This is a genomic window from Microbacterium sp. STRO-1N, assembly GCF_057748015.1.
The window spans coordinates 2337038-2355231 of sequence record NZ_CM173234.1 but is presented as its reverse complement, the minus strand read 5'-3'; the positions used below and the strand labels follow the sequence as shown (position 1 = coordinate 2355231).

Here is an 18194-nt window from a genome sequence, read left to right as displayed (position 1 = left end):
TAACCAGAGCCACCGACCCTGAGGGGGATTAGCGTGTTGATCATGACCCTTGCCGAGAAAGCTCAGACCCTCATCGATCTGCACCGCGCACCCGAGATCCTCCGGGTGGTGAACGTCTGGGACGTCGTGTCCGCCCAGACCGTCGCCGCGCTCCCCGAGACCACGGCCGTCGCCACTGCAGGGCACTCGATCGCCGCGACCCTCGGCTACGCCGATGGCACCATTCCGCGCGAACTCATGCTCGACATGGTGTCGCGCATCACAGCGGCCGTCGATCTGCCGGTTTCCGCCGACCTGGACGACGGCTACGGCGACACGGGGGAGACCACCCGCCTCGCGATCGCCGCCGGCGCGGTCGGCGCCAACATCGAGGACCGCCTCAAGCCGCTCGACGAGTCGGTCGCGAACGTCGCGGCGGTCGTCGCCGCCGGTGAGGCAGAGGGCGTGCCGTTCGTCCTCAACGCCCGCACCGATGCGTTCGTCCGCGGGGGCGATCGTCCGGTGCAGGAGAGCGTCGCCGACGCGATCGCGCGCGGCCGTGCCTACCTCGACGCCGGTGCGACGACGGTGTTCGTCCCCGGCATCCTGGATGCCGACATCACACGGCAGCTCGTCGACGGAATCGGGGAGAACCGGGTCAGTGTCATCGGTCTGCCCGGAGCGCTCACCGCCGCCGAGTACGAGGCGCTCGGCATCGCCCGCATCTCGTACGGCCCGATGACCCAGCGCGTCGCGCTGACGGCGCTGCAGGACCTGGCTTCGAGCCTCTACGCCGACGGCGTCATCCCGACCGGCACGCGCGCGCTGAACTGACCGGATCGGACGAGTGGCCGCGCGCCCTAGACTTGTCGCGTGGTCACTCGTCTCTCGAACTTCTTCCTCCGCACGCTCCGTGAAGACCCCTCCGACGCCGAAGTCACCAGCCACCGGCTGCTGGTACGCGCCGGGTACATCCGGCGTGCCGCGCCGGGTATCTTCACCTGGCTGCCACTGGGGCTGAAGGTCAAGGCGAAGATCGAAGCCATCGTCCGCGAGGAGATGGCGGCATCCGGTGCGCACGAAGTGCATTTCCCTGCACTGCTGCCGCGTGATCCATATGAGGCCTCCGGCCGCTGGGAGTCCTACGGCGATAACATCTTCCGGCTGCAGGACCGCAAGGGCAGCGACTATCTGCTCGCCCCGACGCACGAGGAGATGTTCACACTTCTCGTGAAGGATCTGTACTCCTCGTACAAGGACCTGCCTCTGACGATCTACCAGATCCAGGACAAGTACCGCGACGAGGCACGTCCCCGTGCCGGCCTCCTGCGCGGCCGCGAATTCACGATGAAGGACGCGTACTCGTTCGACGCGTCGGATGCCGGGCTCGAGGTCAGCTACCAGAAGCAGCGGGATGCCTATGAGCGCATCTTCCAGCGACTCGGCCTCGAGTACGTCATCGTCAACGCCGACAACGGTTTGATGGGGGGCGCACGGAGCGAAGAGTTCCTGCACCCGACGCCCGTCGGCGAGGACACCTTCGTCCGTTCGCGCGGCGGTTACGCCGCGAACGTCGAGGCATTCACGACGGCCATTCCCGAACCTCTGCCGTTCAATGGAATCGGCGCGGCCACGGTCTTCGATTCCCCGAACACACCGACCATCGAGACGCTTGTCGCGCACTCCAACGCCGTGCTGGAGGGCGAGTACACCGCAGCGGACACGCTGAAGAACGTCGTCCTCGCGCTCACGCATGCTGATGGCTCGCGCGAACTCGTCGTCGTCGGAATCCCCGGCGACCGCGAGGTCGACGAGAAGCGGGCCGAGGTGGCGTTCGCTCCGGCCGAGGTGTCGACGGCCACCCCGGACGACTTCGAGAACCATCCGCTGCTCGTCCGCGGCTACATCGGCCCCTGGTCGCCCACCGGTGCCGTGCTGGGTGAGGAGTCCGCCACCGGCATCCGCTACCTCGTCGACCCCCGTGTCAGCGAAGGCACTCGGTGGATCACGGGCGCGAACATCGACGAAAAGCACGCCTACGATGTCGTCGCCGGGCGCGACTTCTTCGCCGACGGCATCGTCGAGATCGCGAACGTCCGCGCCGGCGACCCCGCGCCGGACGGTTCGGGTCCCGTCGAGCTCGCACGCGGCATGGAGATCGGTCACATCTTCCAGCTCGGCCGCTTCTTCGCTGAGACGCTGGGGCTCAAGGTCCTGGACGAGAACGGCAAGCTCGTCACCGTCACGATGGGCTCGTACGGCATCGGCGTCACCCGCATCCTCGCGATCATCGCCGAGCTGAACAACGACGACAAGGGTCTGATCTGGCCGGCATCCGTCGCGCCGTTCGACGTGCATGTCGTCGCCGCCGGACGCGACCAGGTCGCGTTCGACGTCGCCGAGCAGGTCGCCGCGCGACTGGAGGACGCCCGTCTCGACGTGCTCTACGACGATCGTCCGAAGGTGTCGCCCGGCGTGAAGTTCGGCGACGCCGAGCTCGTCGGCATCCCGCGCGTGCTCGTCGTCGGCCGCGGTGCGGCCGAGGGCCAGGTCGAGCTCTGGGACCGCCGCACGGGTGAGCGCGACGCGCTGTCGGTGGACGAGGCGATCGCCCGCCTCACCGCCTGAGGCGCGTCACGGCGCGATCCGCACGAGCGTGCGATCAGGCGCGGTCGTCGCGTGCGGCGAGCAGTGCGCGCAACTCGACGACCGCTGCCTCGGTCTGAGCGAGCAGCTCCTGCACGCGCGCCGTTCCGTCATCCAGCGCCCGCAGCTCGGCCTTGGTGCTCGCGGCATCCGCGCCGGCCTGGACTGCCCCCGAAGTCGCGCCGCCGGCGACCCCCACCGCGGCGTCCGCTGCCTCGGGATCGGGAGCGGGGGAGTCGTGCGCCGCGGCATCCGATGGCCCGAGGAACAGGTTCGCCAGGTATCCGGTGAACGTGCCGAAGATGCCGACGCCGACGATGATGATGAGCACGCCGAGCAGACGACCTGCATCCGTGACCGGATACTGATCGCCGTAGCCGACCGTCGAGATCGTGACGATCGTGTACCAGAGCGCGTCGGAGGCGGACGTGATGTTCGCCCCTTCGGCGTACTCCTCGATCGCCAGCACCGACAGGCTGCCGAACTGCAGCACGAGGATGCCGAGCAGCAGCAGCGTCATCAGGGTGCTGTTGGCGCGGTCCTGGACCAGGGTCACCCAGATCTGCTTCGGTCCGAGGTCGCGCATCAACCGGAAGACGCGCAGCAGCCGGAAGATCCGGAGCACCTTGAGCTGAGGGAGCGGCAGGCTGGCAAGCAGGTCCGCCCAGCCGAAGCCGCGGAAGAAATACCGCCACCGCGCTTCGCTCGTCACCATCCGATAGATGAAGTCGATCAGGAAGATCACGCTGAACAAACTGTTCATGACGGTGAGCACGACCTGCATCGCGGTGTCGCCGTCCAGGGCGTACACGAGGACGAGGTTCACGATCGACAACAGCGACAGGATGCCGATGAAGATCTCGTACGCCGGGTTCTTCAACTCTGTGCGCGCCCTGCGCCTGGCCCGGATCCTGTCGATGACCTCACCCATGGCGCGCTCCTTCCGTCGACACGGCCTACGCGCCGCAGTCGGCATCCATTGTGGAGCACGACGCCCGCCCGCGCCCGCCGACTCACCCCTGAGGGTGACCGGCCACGACGTGCGAGAGTAGAGCCATGGATGATCTCCGAAGCCGCATCGAGTCGTTGCTGGACGAGGCTGGTGTCACCGGCAATCGCACACTGATCACTCGCATCCTGCTCGCCGGGGTCCAACTCGGGCAGGACCGCACGGATCGTCTGGACCTGAAGATCGCCTCGTCCGCGCTCAGCGAGATGCGCGACGCGTTCCGATTGTTCGAACCGTACTCCGACGTGCCCAAGGTGACGGTGTTCGGTTCGGCGCGCACACGGCAGGACGATCCGCTGTACCTGACCGCTCGGGATGTCGCGGCGGAGCTGGCCGAACGCGGCTGGATGGTCGTGACCGGCGCCGGCCCTGGCATCATGCAGGCCGCGGCCGAAGGGGCGGGGCAGAAGATGGCGCTCGGCGTCTCCATCCGGCTCCCGTTCGAGGAGAAGCCGAACGCGGTCGTCGCCGAGGACGCGCACTCGGTGGAGATGAAGTACTTCTTCACGCGCAAGCTCATGCTCGTGAAGGAATCCAGCGGGTTCATCTGCCTGCCCGGTGGTTTCGGGACCATGGACGAGATGTTCGAACTGCTGACGCTGCAGCAGACCGGGAAGGCCGAGCCGACGCCGATCGTGCTCCTGGATGCCCCGGGTGGCACGTTCTGGCGTGGTCTCGAGCGTTTCGTCGTCGAGCACCTGATCCCGGCGGGGGTGATATCGCCGCATGATTTCGATCGCGTGCTCGTCACGGATTCGGCGGAGCAGGCCGTCACCAGGATCACGGGATTCTGGCGCAACTACGACTCGCTGCGCTGGGTGGACGACCTGCTGGTGCTGCGGCTGAAGCACCAGCCGACGGATGCCGAGATCGAGGCCCTCAACATCGAGTTCGCGCCGTTCGTGGCCTCGGGGCGGATCGAGCGCACCGACGCTCTGCCCGTCGAGGTGAACGATCGCGATCGCGTCGAACTCCCGCGGGTGGCGCTGCGACTGCGCCAGCGTGAGGTCGGTGGCCTGTACCGACTCATCGATGCGCTCAATGCGCTTCCTTCGGCGGACTGAGTAAACACAGGGTTCAGCGGTCGTTCACTCGGCGGTCATCCGGGGCGAGCAACGTGGCTCGGGCAACAGCACCCGACGACGAAGGACCGATGATGAGCCTCACTGACATTCCCCGCCGCACTCTGCCCATGGCACCGCACGTGAGCGGGAAGCGCTCCGCGGTGACGTGCGAACTCAAGTGCGCGAACGCCTGCCTCGGGCCGGAGTGCAACACGTCCTCGAACGAGCACTTCCGCTCGATCGCGTCGACGGTGTTCTCGCGCCGTGCCGTTCTCGGACTCGGCGCGGCCGCAGCCGTCGCCGTGGTCGTCGGCGTCGGACGCGGTGCGCCCACGTCAACGCCTCAGGCCGCCGGGGTGGCGGGATCCGGTGCGTCCTTCGGCCGCCCGGCACGCGGCAGCCTCGCCTTCGACGCCATCGCACCCGTCCCCGCCGACGTCGATGCGTTCACGGTGCCGACCGGATACACCTGGGACCCGCTGATCCGCTGGGGCGACCCGCTGTTCTCGCGGACTCCCGCGTTCGATCTCAACGCGCAGACGCCCGAGGCGCAGGCCGAGCAGTTCGGCTACAACTGCGACTACCTCGACATCATCGCCGATCGCAGCGGCAAGACCGGTGTCCTCGTCAACAACCACGAGTACGTCAACCCGGGCATCATGTTCCCCTCGACCACGGACGCCGCCGAGCTCCAGCGCCGCGGCGAGATCTACAAGGCCGCGCAGGGCCTCTCGATCGTCGACATCCGTCGCCGTCGTACCGGCCAGCCGTGGAGTTACGTCGTCGACGGCAAGCGCAATCGCCGCATCACGGTCGAGACGGTCTTCGAGCTGACCGGGCCCGCCGCGGGCAGCGACCTCGTCAAGACCGCCGCCGACCCTGAGGGCCGCTGGGTCCACGGCACGCTCGGCAACTGCGCCGGTGGCACGACGCCGTGGGGCACCGTCCTCTCCGGCGAGGAGAACTTCAACGGGTACTTCGCCTGGGCGGCGGACACCCCGCAGCAGAAGCGCTACAGCGGATCGAGCACCACGTCGACGTCGACCGGATGGGAGGCGTACGATCCGCGGTTCGACGCGCATAACCCGGACTACGTCAACGAGCCGAACCGCTTCGGCTACATCGTCGAGATCGACCCCCAGGACCCGACGTCGACGCCGATGAAGCACACCGCCATGGGCCGGTTCAAGCACGAGGGCGCCAACGTCCGCGTCGCCGAGGACGGCCGCGTCGTCGCCTACATGGGCGATGACGAGCGCAACGACTACCTGTACAAATTCGTCTCGAAGGACCGCGTTTCCGGTTCGCGCAAGAAGAACCTCCGCCTGCTCAGCGAAGGCGACCTGTACGTCGCGAAGTTCTCGGGCGACTCGCCGGTCACGGAGATCACCGGCACCGGAGCGCTGCCGGCTGACGGCGCGTTCGACGGCAGCGGCCAGTGGATCCCGCTGACGCAGGGCGGGAAGAGCGTCGTCCCCGGCTTCAGCACCGAGGAGGTCCTCGTGTACACCCGGCTGGCCGCAGACGCCGTCGGCGCCACGAAGATGGACCGCCCCGAGGACGTCGAGCCGAGCCCTGCCACAGGCAAGGTGTACGTCGCGCTGACGAACAACTCGAACCGCAAGACGGTCGACGAAGCCAACCCCATCACCGGCAACCGCTACGGTCACGTGCTCGAGCTCACCGAGACGGCAGGGCAGAGCGGGACGACGTTCGGATGGAGCGTCCTGCTGCTGTGCGGCGACCCGACCACGTTCGGCAACGCGTACTTCGCCGGCTTCCCGAAGGACAAGGTCTCGCCGATCTCCTGCCCGGACAACCTCGCGTTCGACTCGCAGGGCGAACTGTGGATCTCCACCGACGGCCAGCCGGGCACGATCGGCTACGGCGACGGGCTGTTCAAGGTGCCGCTGAACGGTGCAGAGCGCGGGCACGTCCAGCAGTTCCTGTCCGTGCCCCGCGATGCCGAGACCTGTGGTCCCGTCATCCATGACAAGGACGGTCTCGTCTTCGTGGCCGTGCAGCACCCGGGCGAGGACGGCACGTTCGAGTCGCCGCGGTCGCTGTTCCCCGACTACGGATCGTCGGCTCCGGGTGACGTCGCGACGGCTCCCCGCCCGTCCGTCGTCCAGGTCCACCGCGTCTGATACGCGCTCCGCGACGCCCTCCGTCCCGTTCGCGGGGCCGGAGGGCGTCGCCGCGTTCGCTTCGACTCGGTCGAAGGGCCTCGCGTCCGGTATCCTGGTCCGATGCCCGCGGGATGCCGCGGATAAGAGCTGAATAGGGAGACGCCCATGGATATCGAACTCGGACTGCTGCGCGGGCTCGAGAAGGAGAAGGCGATTCCGTTCGACGAACTCGTCTCGATCATCGAACAGGCCATCCTCACCGCCTACGGCAAGCACGTCTCCGAAGACGGGGTCGTCCCCGCCGGTGTGCGCGTGGACCTCGACCGCAAGACCGGGCACGTCGCCGTGATGCAGCCGGTGCTCGACGAGTCCGGCGCCGTGATCGGTGAAGAGGATGCGACACCGGATGACTTCGGACGCATCGCCGCCTTCGCCGCCAAGCAGGTCATCAGCCAGCGGCTGCGTGACATCGCCGATGACGCCGTCCTCGGCGAGTTCAAGGGCAAGGAAGGCGACATCGTCGCCGGCGTGATCCAGCAGGGGCCGAATCCCCGCATGATCCACGTCGATCTCGGCTCCATCGAGGCGATCCTGCCGCCCGAGGAGCAGGTCCCCGGCGAGGAGTATGCGCACGGGACGCGGCTGCGGGTCTATGTCACGAGCGTCGCCAAGGGACTGAAGGGTCCGCAGATCACGGTATCCCGTACGCACCCCGGTCTCGTCCGCAAGCTGTTCGCGCTCGAGGTTCCGGAGATCGCGGCCGGGCTCGTGGAGATCGTCTCGCTCGCGCGCGAAGCCGGCCACCGCACGAAGATCGCGGTGACGGCGAACGACCCGGCGATCAACGCCAAGGGCGCCTGCATCGGCGAGCTCGGTCGCCGCGTGCGCGCGGTCACGGAGGAGCTGTCGGGGGAGAAGATCGACATCGTCGACTACAACCCGGACCTCGCCACCTTCGTCGCACAGGCGCTGTCTCCGGCGAAGGTCACGAGCGCTTTCGTGCTCGATGCCAACACGAAGGCCGTCCGTGCGCTCGTGCCGGATTACCAGCTCTCGCTGGCGATCGGCAAGGAGGGGCAGAACGCCCGTCTGGCCGCGAAGCTCACCGGCGCCAAGATCGACATCCAGCCGGACAGCATCCTCGACGAATGATGCCGCGAGCGACGGCCGGTCGACGTCGCTCGGGCATCGGCCCTGAGGTGTAAGATGGAACCTGTACGAACGTGTGTCGGCTGCCGCGCACGTGCCTCCCGGTCAGACCTCCTCAGGGTGGTCGCCCAGGACGGCGCCCTCATGATCGACGAGCGCGCGGTGCTTCCCGGACGAGGTGCGTGGGTGCATCCGGATCCTGAGTGCCTGGACAAGGCGCTGCGGCGCCGGGCCTTCGCACGAGCACTCCGTGTCACAGCTCCGCTGGACACGCAGACCATCGAGAAACGGCTGAACGGCTATGGAAACAAAGTGAACGGCTCGAAATGAGACCCGTCCGCGACTAGTGGTCTGCCCTGCCTGGGTAGACCGACCCAGACAGGAGAATTGTGGCTGCCAAACCACGTGTGCACGAGATCGCCGCCGAACTCGGCGTCGACAGCAAGGTCGCACTTGCCAAGCTCAAGGAGCTCGGCGAGTTCGTGAAGAGCCCGTCATCGACCATCGAACCGCCGGTGGCGCGCAAGCTGCGCGCGGCGATCGAGGCCGACGGGGCTGCGAAGCCCGCGGCCAAGACGGAGCCTGCGAAGCCGAAGGCTGCGCCCGCCCCCAAGCCAGGCGCTGCTGCGCCGACCCCCGGTCCGAAGCCGGGTCCGAAGCCGGCCCCAGAGGCTCCGGCTCCCGCAGAAGCTGCGGCACCCGCACCGGCACCTGCCCCCGAGGCGCCGTCCGCAGCTGAGCCTGCGGATGCGCCCGCCCCGGCGGCATCCAAGTCGGCCGACAAGGCCGCACCCAAGCCGGGCGCTCCGCGTCCGGGCAACAACCCGTTCTCCTCGGCACAGGGCATGGGCCAGCGCCCCGCAGGACCGCGTCCGGGCAACAACCCGTTCGCCTCCGCGCAGGGCATGGGCCAGCGTCCGACCCCGGGTAACATCCCGCGGCCGCAGGCTCCGCGTCCCGGCGCCCCGCGTCCCGGCGCTCCGCGTCCTGGTTCCCCCCGTCCCGGCGCTCCGCGCGGCGGTCAGGGCGGTCGCCCGGGTGGCGCTCCGTTCCAGCAGCGTCCAGGCGGCCCCGGTCGTCCAGGCGGTGCAGGTGGCGGCGCAGGCGCCGGAGGCTTCCAGCGTCCGGCCGGCGGTTTCGCCGGTCGCCCAGGCGGCGGCGGTGGTCGCGGTCGCGGCCCCGGCGGCGGTACGGCCGGTGCCTTCGGAAAGGGAGGCGGCAAGAGCAAGCAGCGCAAGTCGCGGCGGGCGAAGCGGCAGGAATTCGAGATGCGGTCGGCGCCGGTCGTCGGCGGCGTCAACGTCTCGAAGGGCAACGGCGAGATCATCCGTCTGCGCCGTGGCGCATCGATCGCGGACTTCGCGGACAAGCTCGAGGCACTGCGCGGATACACCGTGCAGCCCGGAACGCTCGTCACGATCCTCTTCAACCTGGGTGAGATGGCCACGGCCACCGAATCCCTGGACGAGGCGACCTTCGAGGTCCTCGGTGAAGAGCTCGGCTACAAGATCCAGATGGTCTCGCCCGAGGACGAGGACAAGGAGCTCCTCGAGGGCTTCGGTCTCGACCTCGAGCAGGAGCTGGCGGAAGAGGACGAGTCGGATCTCGAGATCCGTCCTCCGGTGGTCACCGTCATGGGTCACGTCGACCACGGTAAGACCCGTCTTCTCGACGCGATCCGACAGACCAACGTCATCGATGGTGAGGCCGGCGGCATCACCCAGCACATCGGTGCCTACCAGGTCTGGACCGAGCACGAGGAGATCGAGCGCGCGATCACCTTCATCGACACCCCGGGTCACGAGGCGTTCACCGCCATGCGTGCTCGTGGTGCGCAGGTGACCGACCTCGCGATCCTGGTGGTCGCGGCCGACGACGGCATCATGCCGCAGACGGTCGAAGCGCTGAACCACGCTCAGGCGGCGAACGTCCCCATCGTGGTCGCGGTGAACAAGGTCGACAAGCCGGAGGCCAACCCGGCCAAGGTTCGCCAGCAGCTCACCGAGTACGGCCTGGTCGCCGAGGAGTACGGCGGAGACGTCATGTTCGTCGATGTCTCGGCTCGTGCCGGCACCGGCATCCAGGAGCTTCTGGATGCTGTCCTGCTGACGGCCGACGCGGGTCTGGACCTCACGGCCAACCCGAACAAGGCTGCTCGCGGTGTCGCCATCGAGGCGAAGCTCGACAAGGGCCGCGGCTCGGTCGCGACCGTGCTCATCCAGTCCGGAACGCTCCGGATCGGTGACGCGATCGTCGCAGGAACGGCGTACGGCCGCGTCCGTGCGATGGCGGACGAGAACGGCGATGCCGTCCTCGAGGCCTACCCGTCGCGCCCCGTTCAGGTGCAGGGTCTGAACTCCGTGCCCCGAGCCGGTGACGTCTTCATCGTCACCGAAGAGGACCGCATGGCACGTCAGATCGCCGAGAAGCGCGAAGCCGTCGAGCGCAACGCCCAGCTGGCCAAGGCCCGCAAGCGCATCTCGCTCGAGGACTTCACCCGTGCGCTCGAAGAGGGCAAGGTCGAGTCGCTCAACCTCATCATCAAGGGTGACGTCTCCGGTGCCGTCGAGGCGCTGGAGGAGTCGCTTCTCAAGATCGAGGTCGACGACTCGGTGCAGCTGCGCATCATCCACCGCGGTGTGGGTGCGATCACCGAGTCCGACGTGAACCTGGCGACGATCGACAACGCGATCATCGTGGGCTTCAATGTCCGCCCTGACACGAAGGCGCGCGAGCGCGCTTCCCGTGAAGGCGTGGACATCCGCTTCTACTCCGTCATCTACAACGCGATCGACGAGATCGAGAGCTCGCTCAAGGGCATGCTCAAGCCGGAGTACGAAGAGGTCCAGTCGGGTGTGGCGGAGATCCGCGAGGTGTTCCGCTCCTCGAAGGTCGGCAACATCGCCGGTGTCATCGTCCGCTCCGGCACGATCACGCGCAACGCCAAGGCGCGCGTCATCCGAGACGGCGTCGTCATCGCCGATGGCCTCGCCATCGAGTCGCTGCGTCGCTTCAAGGACGACGTCACCGAGGTCCGCACCGATTTCGAAGCCGGTATCGGCCTCGGCAAGTACAACGACATCCAGATCGGCGACGAGATCGAGACCATCGAACTCGTCGAGAAGCCTCGCGGCTGATCGAGTCTGATCGTCGGGCGGGGATGCACAGCGCATCCCCGCCCGACGAGTCTCAACGAGGGAGAAGGAAATGGCTGGAGAACGACAGGCTCGTCTCGCGGATCGCATCCGCGTCATCCTGGCCGAGCGGCTCGACAAGGGGCTGCGCGACCCGCGCCTCGGATACGTCACGATCACCGACGTGCGCGTCACGGGAGATCTTCAGCACGCCAGCGTCTTCTACACGGTGCTCGGCACCGAAGAGGAGCGCGTTTCCAGCGCCGCTGCACTCGCGTCGGCCACCGGGATGCTCCGCTCGGAGGTGGGGCGCCAACTGAACATCCGCCTGGTGCCGACGCTCGAGTTCATCCTGGATGCCCTTCCGGAGAACGCCGATCACATCTCGGCGCTGCTGCGTGAGGCGCAAGAGCGGGATGCCGAGGTCGCCAAGCTGGCAGCCACGTCGAAGCACGCCGGTGACGCGGATCCGTATCGCGGCGAGGACGAGGAAGACTGACTTCCTGACCGGCCGCGCCGCCTTCCGCACGGATTCTGCGGTCGTTTGTTAGCCTGTCGTCGATCGGGAGCGCTCCCAGCGCTCTCGAGAGAGCAGGGTCATGGGCGACACGGGTGCACGCCACGCCTCTGACACCCGACCCGTCAGCGCACCCGATGCGCGCGCCGTGATCGACGGCGTGGGCGATCTGCTCGCCGAGGGCATCGTCATCGCTCCGCATGTGCTCGCACGCGTCCACGCCAGGATCGGCACCTCTCGCGACCTGGTCCGCGAGGTCGTCGCGGCGTTGTCGGAGAGCCAGAGACAAGGACTGCGCGCTCTCCCCGTTCCGCTGCCGGTGGCGTCGTCGGCGTTCGGCACCGAGGGGCCGCTGGGACTGACGGCGACCGCGCGGGATGCTCTGGTCGTCCTCGCGCTGGGAACCACGGACAGGCTCGATGTGCTGCTTTCCGCCACCGGTCTCTCCGCCGACGACCTGTCGACAGGCGATCTGGGCGAGAAACTGGACGTGAACGCCGGTCACGTGACGATGCGAGATCCAGCGCTCGCGGAATGGATCGAAGGATGCGCTTCGTCGGCCGAGAGCGCGTCGGCGCATCGTCGCCTCGGCGAGTTCCATGCGCACGAGGGCGATGCCGTGCGAGCCGCTTGGCACGCGGCACGCGGTGCGACGGCGAAGACACCGGAGGTCGCCGACCTCCTGCTGCCCGCAGCGCGCAGGCTCGCCGAGGATGGCCAGTCGCTGGCGGCGTTCCACGTGGCCGTCGAGGTGTTCGACCATGTCGACGGAACGGATGCCGACGAGGCGCGGCAGGTCGCCGGCAACGCCGCGCTGTGCGCCGGCCTGCTGGCGGATGCCGTGGCCTGGCTGGGCAGTCTGTTCCCGAACGGCTCGCCAGCGCACCGTGCGCGGGCGCTGGCACCGCTCGTGATCGCCGAGACCACGCTGCGCGGCGCACTGCCGATCGCTGATGCTGCGGCGCTCCGCCCCGATGAAGACGACAGCGTGGCCTGGCACGGCTGGGCACGTGCCGCCGGAATGGCGGCGATGCTGTCGGCCGAACGCGGCGCGGACGCCGCCATGCGCATGTGGCTGTCCGAAGTCCGTGACGCGGATGTCCGGGCGGGAGCCGACGGTGCGATCCGCGGCCCGGCGGTCGCGCTCTGCTGGCTGCTCAGCGGAGAGGAAGCGGATGCACCGCCCGAACGGAGCACCCTGTCCTATGGCATCGTGTCCGCAGTTCGGCGTGCCCTGGCCGGCGAGATCGACGAGGGGCTCGGCATCTTGGCGAGACATGAAGCGGGCATCGCCGATGAACCGGATGCTTTCCTGCAGGGCTTCGAGCACACGCCGCTGGCCTCCGCCTACCGGGCCGTCATCGAGGTGCTCCTGCGTCTCTGGCAGGGTGACGTCGCCACGGCTCGCTCCCGCATGCACGAGGCGATGGTCCGTCACCCCGTCGGCTTCCCGTTCGCCGGTCTCGGCGCTGTGCTCGCGCGGCGGCTGGACCTTGCGGTGCTCGGCGAGGTCGGCCCGGCGGCGCGCAGCCTCACGGACGCGCTGCCCACCGGCATCCGACCCGATCTTCTCGTCGACCGCGCGCTGCAGGCCTACCTGGCCGGTGCCGTGCAGGATGCCGGAGTGCAGCTGCGGCTCTGGCACGACCGTGGGGGACCGAGCCCCGCGCTGGCGGTACCCGGGCTCGAGGAACTCGGCCCTTACGCCGCCTCGGATGCGGTGGAACCGGCGGACCAGAGAATCTCCCTGGAACTGTACCGACGTATCAGGACGGCAGCACAGGGCGCATGGCAGCGCGAGTATCCGGACATCGCAGAGCGGGCGCGCTCCGTGCGCTCCCCGTTCGAGCGCGGTCGCGTGGAGGCACTCCTCGGCACCACCTGTGTGATCCGCGACGACCGGGCGGCCGGACGGCTCCACCTGCATGCGGCGCACACGCTCTTCGCGGATGCCGGGGCTGATGCCTGGCGCGAGAGCGTCGGGCGCAAGCTCGCCAGGCTCGGCGAACAGATCGAGCGTCTCGCGGGACTGGATACCGTGCCGATCAACGTCTCGATCCTGGATCCGATGGCCGCGTGCCGAGCCGCCTGGGCGCCGCTGCTCACGGAGCGCGAACTCCAGGTCGCAATGCTCGTCGTCGATGGCGTCCCCAACCGCGAGATCGCGGATCGACTGAGCCTGTCGGTCCGCACGGTCGAGGTGCACGTCGGACGCGTCTTCGCGAAGCTCGATGCGCGAAGCAGGGTCGAGTTGACTGTGCTGGCGCACCGCACCAACCAGCACATCTGATCCGCTCAGCGCGGCAGCGACAACAGCCCGTCCGCGGCCTCGGCGAGACCGTCGACGATCAGCGAGTCGATCGCGCGGTGGCGCTGCGCACTGTCCGGCCAATCGGGGATCACGTCCTCCAGCGCTACGCCGTCGCCGTGCGCCTGCCGGAGCATCCGCAGCACGGCGCCTCTGGCCTGCCGGTCGGATCCCTCGTACTTCGCCTGGCGTCGCCGCGTGTCTTCGCCGATCGGGCGACCGAGGGCGAACCAGCGGCACGAGCCGCTGATGGGGCACTGCTCGCACTTCGGCGCCCTGGCCGTGCAGATCACGGCGCCGAGCTCCATCACTGCGGCGTTGAACAGCGCCGACTCGGCATCCTCGTCCGGCAGCAGCCGCTGCATGGTCTCGAGGTCGCGCCGGGAGGGCGGACCGGGCTGAGCGGTGCCGTCGATCACGCGCGCGAGCACTCGGCGCGTGTTCGTGTCGACGACCGGGTGACGATCGCCGTAGGCGAAGACCGCGACGGCGCGTGCCGTGTAGTCGCCGATGCCGGGGAGGGCCAGCAGCTCGGTCACGTCGCGGGGGACGACGCCGTCGTGCCGCTCCGCCACGGCGAGCGCTGCGCCGTGCAGCCACAGAGCACGTCGCGGATAGCCGAGGTTCGCCCACTGGGTCACCACCTCGGCAGGCGAGGCGGCGGCCATCGCCGTCGGAGTCGGCCAGCGACGCAGCCAGGCATCGAGGTGCGGGATGACGCGGGTCACAGGCGTCTGCTGCAGCATGAACTCGCTGACGAGGGTGCCCCACGCGGCGTACGTGCGATGGAAGTCCGCGCGTCGCCATGGCAGATCCCGGGCGTCCGATCGATACCACTCCGAGACCTCCGCGAGGTCGGGCAGGGCTGTCGGTGACGCGGGCACCTGGTTAGCCTAGACGGATCGACCACGCTCGTTCTCGGGGGAGAGCAAGGAGGCCCGACATGAGAGCCCGCGCCGGCACCATCTCACTGCTGATCGCGACGCTGCTGCTCGCCGGATGCGCGACACCCGCGAACGGACCGACGCCGTCCGCGACTGCGTCCGAGCCCGCTCCGCAGCCCACGTCGTCCGAGAGCGCATCGCCTGGCGCGGGGGAGCCGGATCCGGAGGACCCGTCGACCTGGACCGTCAGCGCCGAGGGGATGGGCCCTGTGCTGATCGGCGGAGACTTCGACGCCACCCTGTCGCAACTGCCCACCACGTGGACGAGCGATGGCGCCGCCTGCTCCTGGGCCGCGTTCTGGAACGCCCCCGACACGTCCTTCAGCATGCACTTCGTCCGCGGAGCCGAGGACCAGAGCGAACCCATCTCCGAGATCTCGGCATCCACCATGGCCGACGCGGTCGCAGCGCCCGTGGGCCCCACGACGGCGGAAGGCGTGGGAATCGGGGCGACCAGGGACGAGATCCTCACGGCCTACCCGGATGCCGAGGAGGGCACCGCAACGGTCGACGGCGAGTGGATCCGCGTTCCGTCGGAATCCGATGGGCAGATCTTCTTCCAGTTCCTCACCGGAGCCGAGCGGGCCTGGGCCGTCACGGTCACCACGCGCGACGAGCCGTCGTACGAGGTGTGCGGCTGAGACACGGCTTAGGCTGGGGGAATGGTCTCTCCCGGCATCCTGCTCGTCGACAAGCCGGGCGGTATCACCAGCCATGACGTCGTGGCACGCACCCGGCGGGCGTTCGGCACCCGCAAGATCGGGCACGCAGGGACGCTCGATCCCATGGCGACGGGTTTGCTGGTCCTCGGCATCGAGGGCGCGACCAGACTGCTCACCTACATCGTCGGCGCAGACAAGACCTACACGGCGACGATACGGCTCGGCCAGACGACGACGACCGACGACGCCGAGGGCGAGGTCACGGCCGTCGCGGATGCCGCGGCCATCGCCGCGGTCACGGACGAACGGATCGCCGCGGGCGTCGCCGGCCTGACGGGTGCCATCTCGCAGGTGCCGAGCGCCGTGTCGGCGATCAAGGTCGACGGACGCCGCGCGTACGACCGCGTCAGAGCGGGGGAGACCGTCGAGCTCAAGGCCAGGGAGGTCACGGTCTCGCGATTCACCGTGCTGGAGCGGCGCGAGAGCGCCGGGTCGATCGATCTCGACGTCGTGGTCGACTGCTCGTCCGGCACGTACATCCGTGCACTGGCGCGCGATCTCGGTGCGGAACTTGGCGTCGGCGGGCACCTCACGGTGCTGCGGCGGACCCGGATCGGCCCCTTCGACGTCGCGGAATCCGTGTCGATGGATGACCTCGACGGCGCCGCGACCATCGCGCCGGCCGATGCCGCTTCGCGCGTGCTGACTCGACTCGACGTATCCCTCGACGAGGCTCGGGATCTCCGTCACGGCAAGCGACTCACAGGCCAGGCGACCAGGCTGGACTCGTTCCCCGCTGCGGCCGTCGACCCCGACGGCGCGCTCGTCGGCATCGTCGAGCGCCGCGGAGCAGACCTCAAGAGCGCGATGAACATGCCGGAGGAAGCGCGATGATCCTGTGGTTCACGATCCTGCAGATCGCCGTGGCAGTGGCCGCAGGTCTCTTCTGCATCGTCGCCGGACTCGCCGGGCGCCGACCGAGCGACTACACGGTCGGGAGCCTGGCGATCGTCGAAGTGCTGCTGATCGTTCAGGTCGTGATCGCGATCGTGGCTCCGTTCGCCGGCAATCCGCCGACCGGTGATCTGCTGGAGTTCTGGGTCTATCTGGTCTCCGCGGTCCTGCTGCCGATCGGTGGAGCGATCTGGGCGCTCATGGAGCGCAGTCGGTGGAGCACCGTCATCCTCGGGGCGGTGGCGCTGGCCGTCGCGATCATGGCGTGGCGCATGCAGGTCATCTGGACCGTGCAGGTCGCGTGAATCGCGCGCCTAAACTGGAAGGCGCTATGACCACCACCGCTACCCGCACCAGGATGACCGGCGTCGGCCGCGTCCTCGTGATCGTCTACGCCGTGATGGCGCTCGCCGCCACCGGACGAAGCTTCGTCCAGATCGTGCAGCGCTTCGACGAGGCTCCGCTGAGCTACGCGCTCTCCGCCGTCGCCGCGGTCGTCTACATCCTGGCGACCCTGGCGCTGGTGCTCTCGAATCGCCGCGGGTGGTACACGATCGCGTGGATCGCGATCGTGTTCGAACTCGCCGGCGTGCTGATCGTGGGGACTCTGAGCCTGCTCTCTCCCGAGCTCTTCCAGCACGAGACCGTGTGGTCGCTGTACGGCCGCGGCTACCTGTTCATCCCGCTCGTGCTGCCGGTGTTCGGCCTCTGGTGGCTGCGTGCGCATCGACCAGGCGAGGTCGAGGGATGATCGTCTTCCGCGACCCGTCGGAGGTGCCCGATGACTTCGGTGCGTCCGTTGTCGCGATCGGCAAGTTCGACGGCGTCCACACCGGGCACCGTGCGGTCATCGCCCGTCTGCTCGAGGATGCCGAGGCCGCCGGAGCCCGCTCGGTCGCCGTGACGTTCGACCGCAACCCGCTCGCGGTGCTTCGCCCCGACCGGTGCCCGGAGAACGTCGTGAGCACCGAACGCAAGCTCGAGCTTCTGGGCGAACTCGGATTGGATGCCGTGCTCGTGCTGCGCTTCGATGAGGAGCTGGCCGGACTCGACGCCGTCGACTTCGTGCGGCAGATCCTCGTGGACGCATTGAGCGCCTCCACGATCCTGGTCGGGCGCGACTTCCGTTTCGGGCGCGGTGGGGCGGGAACTCCGGAGCTGCTGCGCGAGCTCGGGCCCGAGCTCGGTTTCACAGTCGACGTCATCGACGACGTCTTCCTGCCCGGCTCCGATCGCCGGGTGTCCTCCAGTTGGATCCGCGAGCTGCTGGCCGATGGCGCCGTCGAACAGGCCGCCGAACTGCTCGGGCGGGCACCGGACGTGCGAGGCGAAGTGGTGCACGGCCTCAAGCGCGGGCGCGAGCTGGGATTCCCGACGGCCAATCTGTCCGACGTCGTGGATGCGCTCGTCCCCGCGGACGGCATCTACGCCGGGTGGCTGGTCGATCATGACACCGGCATCCGGCATCCTGCCGCCGTCTCGGTCGGGACGAACCCGACCTTCGACGACGTCCCGCGTCGTCAGGTCGAGGCGCACGTGCTCGATGAGACGGCTCTGGATCTGTACGGCCATGACGTGACGGTGCAGTTCGCGCATCGCCTGCGCGGGATGGTCGCGTTCGAGGGCATCGAGAAGCTCAAAGTGCAGATCGGCGCCGACGTCGAGGCTGCGCGCGAGCTGCTGGCCGTGCAGCGCTGAG

16 protein-coding genes are annotated in these 18194 nt (G+C 68.6%); 14 read left to right on the top strand and 2 right to left on the bottom strand.

The genetic code is table 11. From position 1 onward, the window contains the following. Window positions 1-42 precede the first annotated feature (42 nt). Window positions 43-813, top strand: a complete 771-nt coding sequence (locus AC3ANJ_RS11395) for an isocitrate lyase/PEP mutase family protein (protein ID WP_488316402.1) — start codon at window positions 43-45, stop codon at window positions 811-813. Between the two features lie 39 nt (window positions 814-852). Then, window positions 853-2607, top strand: a complete 1755-nt coding sequence (locus tag AC3ANJ_RS11390; protein ID WP_488316401.1) for a proline--tRNA ligase — start codon at window positions 853-855, stop codon at window positions 2605-2607. A 34-nt stretch (window positions 2608-2641) separates the two neighbouring features. On the opposite strand, the gene AC3ANJ_RS11385 is transcribed toward AC3ANJ_RS11390, so the two are convergent. Next, entirely contained in the window at window positions 2642-3556 is a 915-nt protein-coding gene (locus AC3ANJ_RS11385) for an ion transporter (protein WP_488316400.1), read from the bottom strand. 125 nt (window positions 3557-3681) lie between these two features. Here AC3ANJ_RS11385 and AC3ANJ_RS11380 point away from each other — a divergent pair, with 125 nt between their 5' ends. From AC3ANJ_RS11380 to AC3ANJ_RS11350, 7 genes are all read left to right on the top strand, one after another. After that, window positions 3682-4698 (top strand): LOG family protein, encoded by a 1017-nt coding sequence (locus tag AC3ANJ_RS11380; RefSeq protein ID WP_488316399.1) that lies wholly within the window; start codon window positions 3682-3684, stop codon window positions 4696-4698. A gap of 92 nt (window positions 4699-4790) precedes the next feature. After that, window positions 4791-6845, top strand: a complete 2055-nt coding sequence (locus AC3ANJ_RS11375) for a PhoX family protein (protein WP_488316398.1) — start codon at window positions 4791-4793, stop codon at window positions 6843-6845. Between the two features lie 147 nt (window positions 6846-6992). Continuing rightward, window positions 6993-7979 carry a transcription termination factor NusA gene (gene nusA, locus AC3ANJ_RS11370; protein WP_406249802.1) on the top strand — a complete coding sequence of 329 codons (987 nt, stop codon included), beginning with the start codon at window positions 6993-6995 and terminating at the stop codon, window positions 7977-7979. 54 nt (window positions 7980-8033) lie between these two features. Beyond that, window positions 8034-8306, top strand: coding sequence for a YlxR family protein (locus AC3ANJ_RS11365; RefSeq protein WP_488316397.1), 273 nt, complete (start codon window positions 8034-8036; stop codon window positions 8304-8306). Window positions 8307-8365: 59 nt separating this feature from the next. Continuing rightward, on the top strand, window positions 8366-11113 hold the full coding sequence (gene infB / locus AC3ANJ_RS11360; protein WP_488316396.1) for a translation initiation factor IF-2: 2748 nt from the start codon (window positions 8366-8368) through the stop codon (window positions 11111-11113). A gap of 70 nt (window positions 11114-11183) precedes the next feature. Continuing rightward, window positions 11184-11609 (top strand): 30S ribosome-binding factor RbfA, encoded by a 426-nt coding sequence (gene rbfA, locus AC3ANJ_RS11355; protein ID WP_488316395.1) that lies wholly within the window; start codon window positions 11184-11186, stop codon window positions 11607-11609. 100 nt (window positions 11610-11709) lie between these two features. Next, entirely contained in the window at window positions 11710-13917 is a 2208-nt protein-coding gene (locus tag AC3ANJ_RS11350; RefSeq protein WP_488316394.1) for a LuxR C-terminal-related transcriptional regulator, read from the top strand. Between the two features lie 5 nt (window positions 13918-13922). Here AC3ANJ_RS11350 and AC3ANJ_RS11345 read toward each other — a convergent pair whose 3' ends face one another. Continuing rightward, window positions 13923-14798 carry an HhH-GPD family protein gene (locus AC3ANJ_RS11345; protein ID WP_488319268.1) on the bottom strand — a complete coding sequence of 292 codons (876 nt, stop codon included), beginning with the start codon at window positions 14796-14798 and terminating at the stop codon, window positions 13923-13925. Window positions 14799-14878: 80 nt separating this feature from the next. Here AC3ANJ_RS11345 and AC3ANJ_RS11340 point away from each other — a divergent pair, with 80 nt between their 5' ends. From AC3ANJ_RS11340 to AC3ANJ_RS11320, 5 genes are read left to right on the top strand one after another with little or no spacing between them, the layout of a single operon-like run. Continuing rightward, window positions 14879-15520: a hypothetical protein gene (locus AC3ANJ_RS11340; protein ID WP_488316393.1), complete on the top strand. Its 642-nt coding sequence runs from the start codon at window positions 14879-14881 to the stop codon at window positions 15518-15520. Window positions 15521-15541: 21 nt separating this feature from the next. Further along, window positions 15542-16435 carry a tRNA pseudouridine(55) synthase TruB gene (truB, locus tag AC3ANJ_RS11335; RefSeq protein WP_488316392.1) on the top strand — a complete coding sequence of 298 codons (894 nt, stop codon included), beginning with the start codon at window positions 15542-15544 and terminating at the stop codon, window positions 16433-16435. Further along, a complete protein-coding gene (locus AC3ANJ_RS11330; protein WP_488316391.1) occupies window positions 16432-16800 on the top strand; it encodes a hypothetical protein in 369 nt (122 codons plus the stop codon). Before truB ends, AC3ANJ_RS11330 begins: the two co-directional genes overlap by 4 nt. Before the next feature lie 26 nt (window positions 16801-16826). After that, on the top strand, window positions 16827-17246 hold the full coding sequence (locus tag AC3ANJ_RS11325) for a hypothetical protein (protein WP_406249815.1): 420 nt from the start codon (window positions 16827-16829) through the stop codon (window positions 17244-17246). Continuing rightward, complete coding sequence (locus tag AC3ANJ_RS11320; protein ID WP_488316390.1) at window positions 17243-18193, top strand: bifunctional riboflavin kinase/FAD synthetase; 951 nt, start codon at window positions 17243-17245, stop codon at window positions 18191-18193. The genes AC3ANJ_RS11325 and AC3ANJ_RS11320 overlap by 4 nt, the downstream gene beginning before the upstream one ends. Window position 18194: the final 1 nt, after the last annotated feature.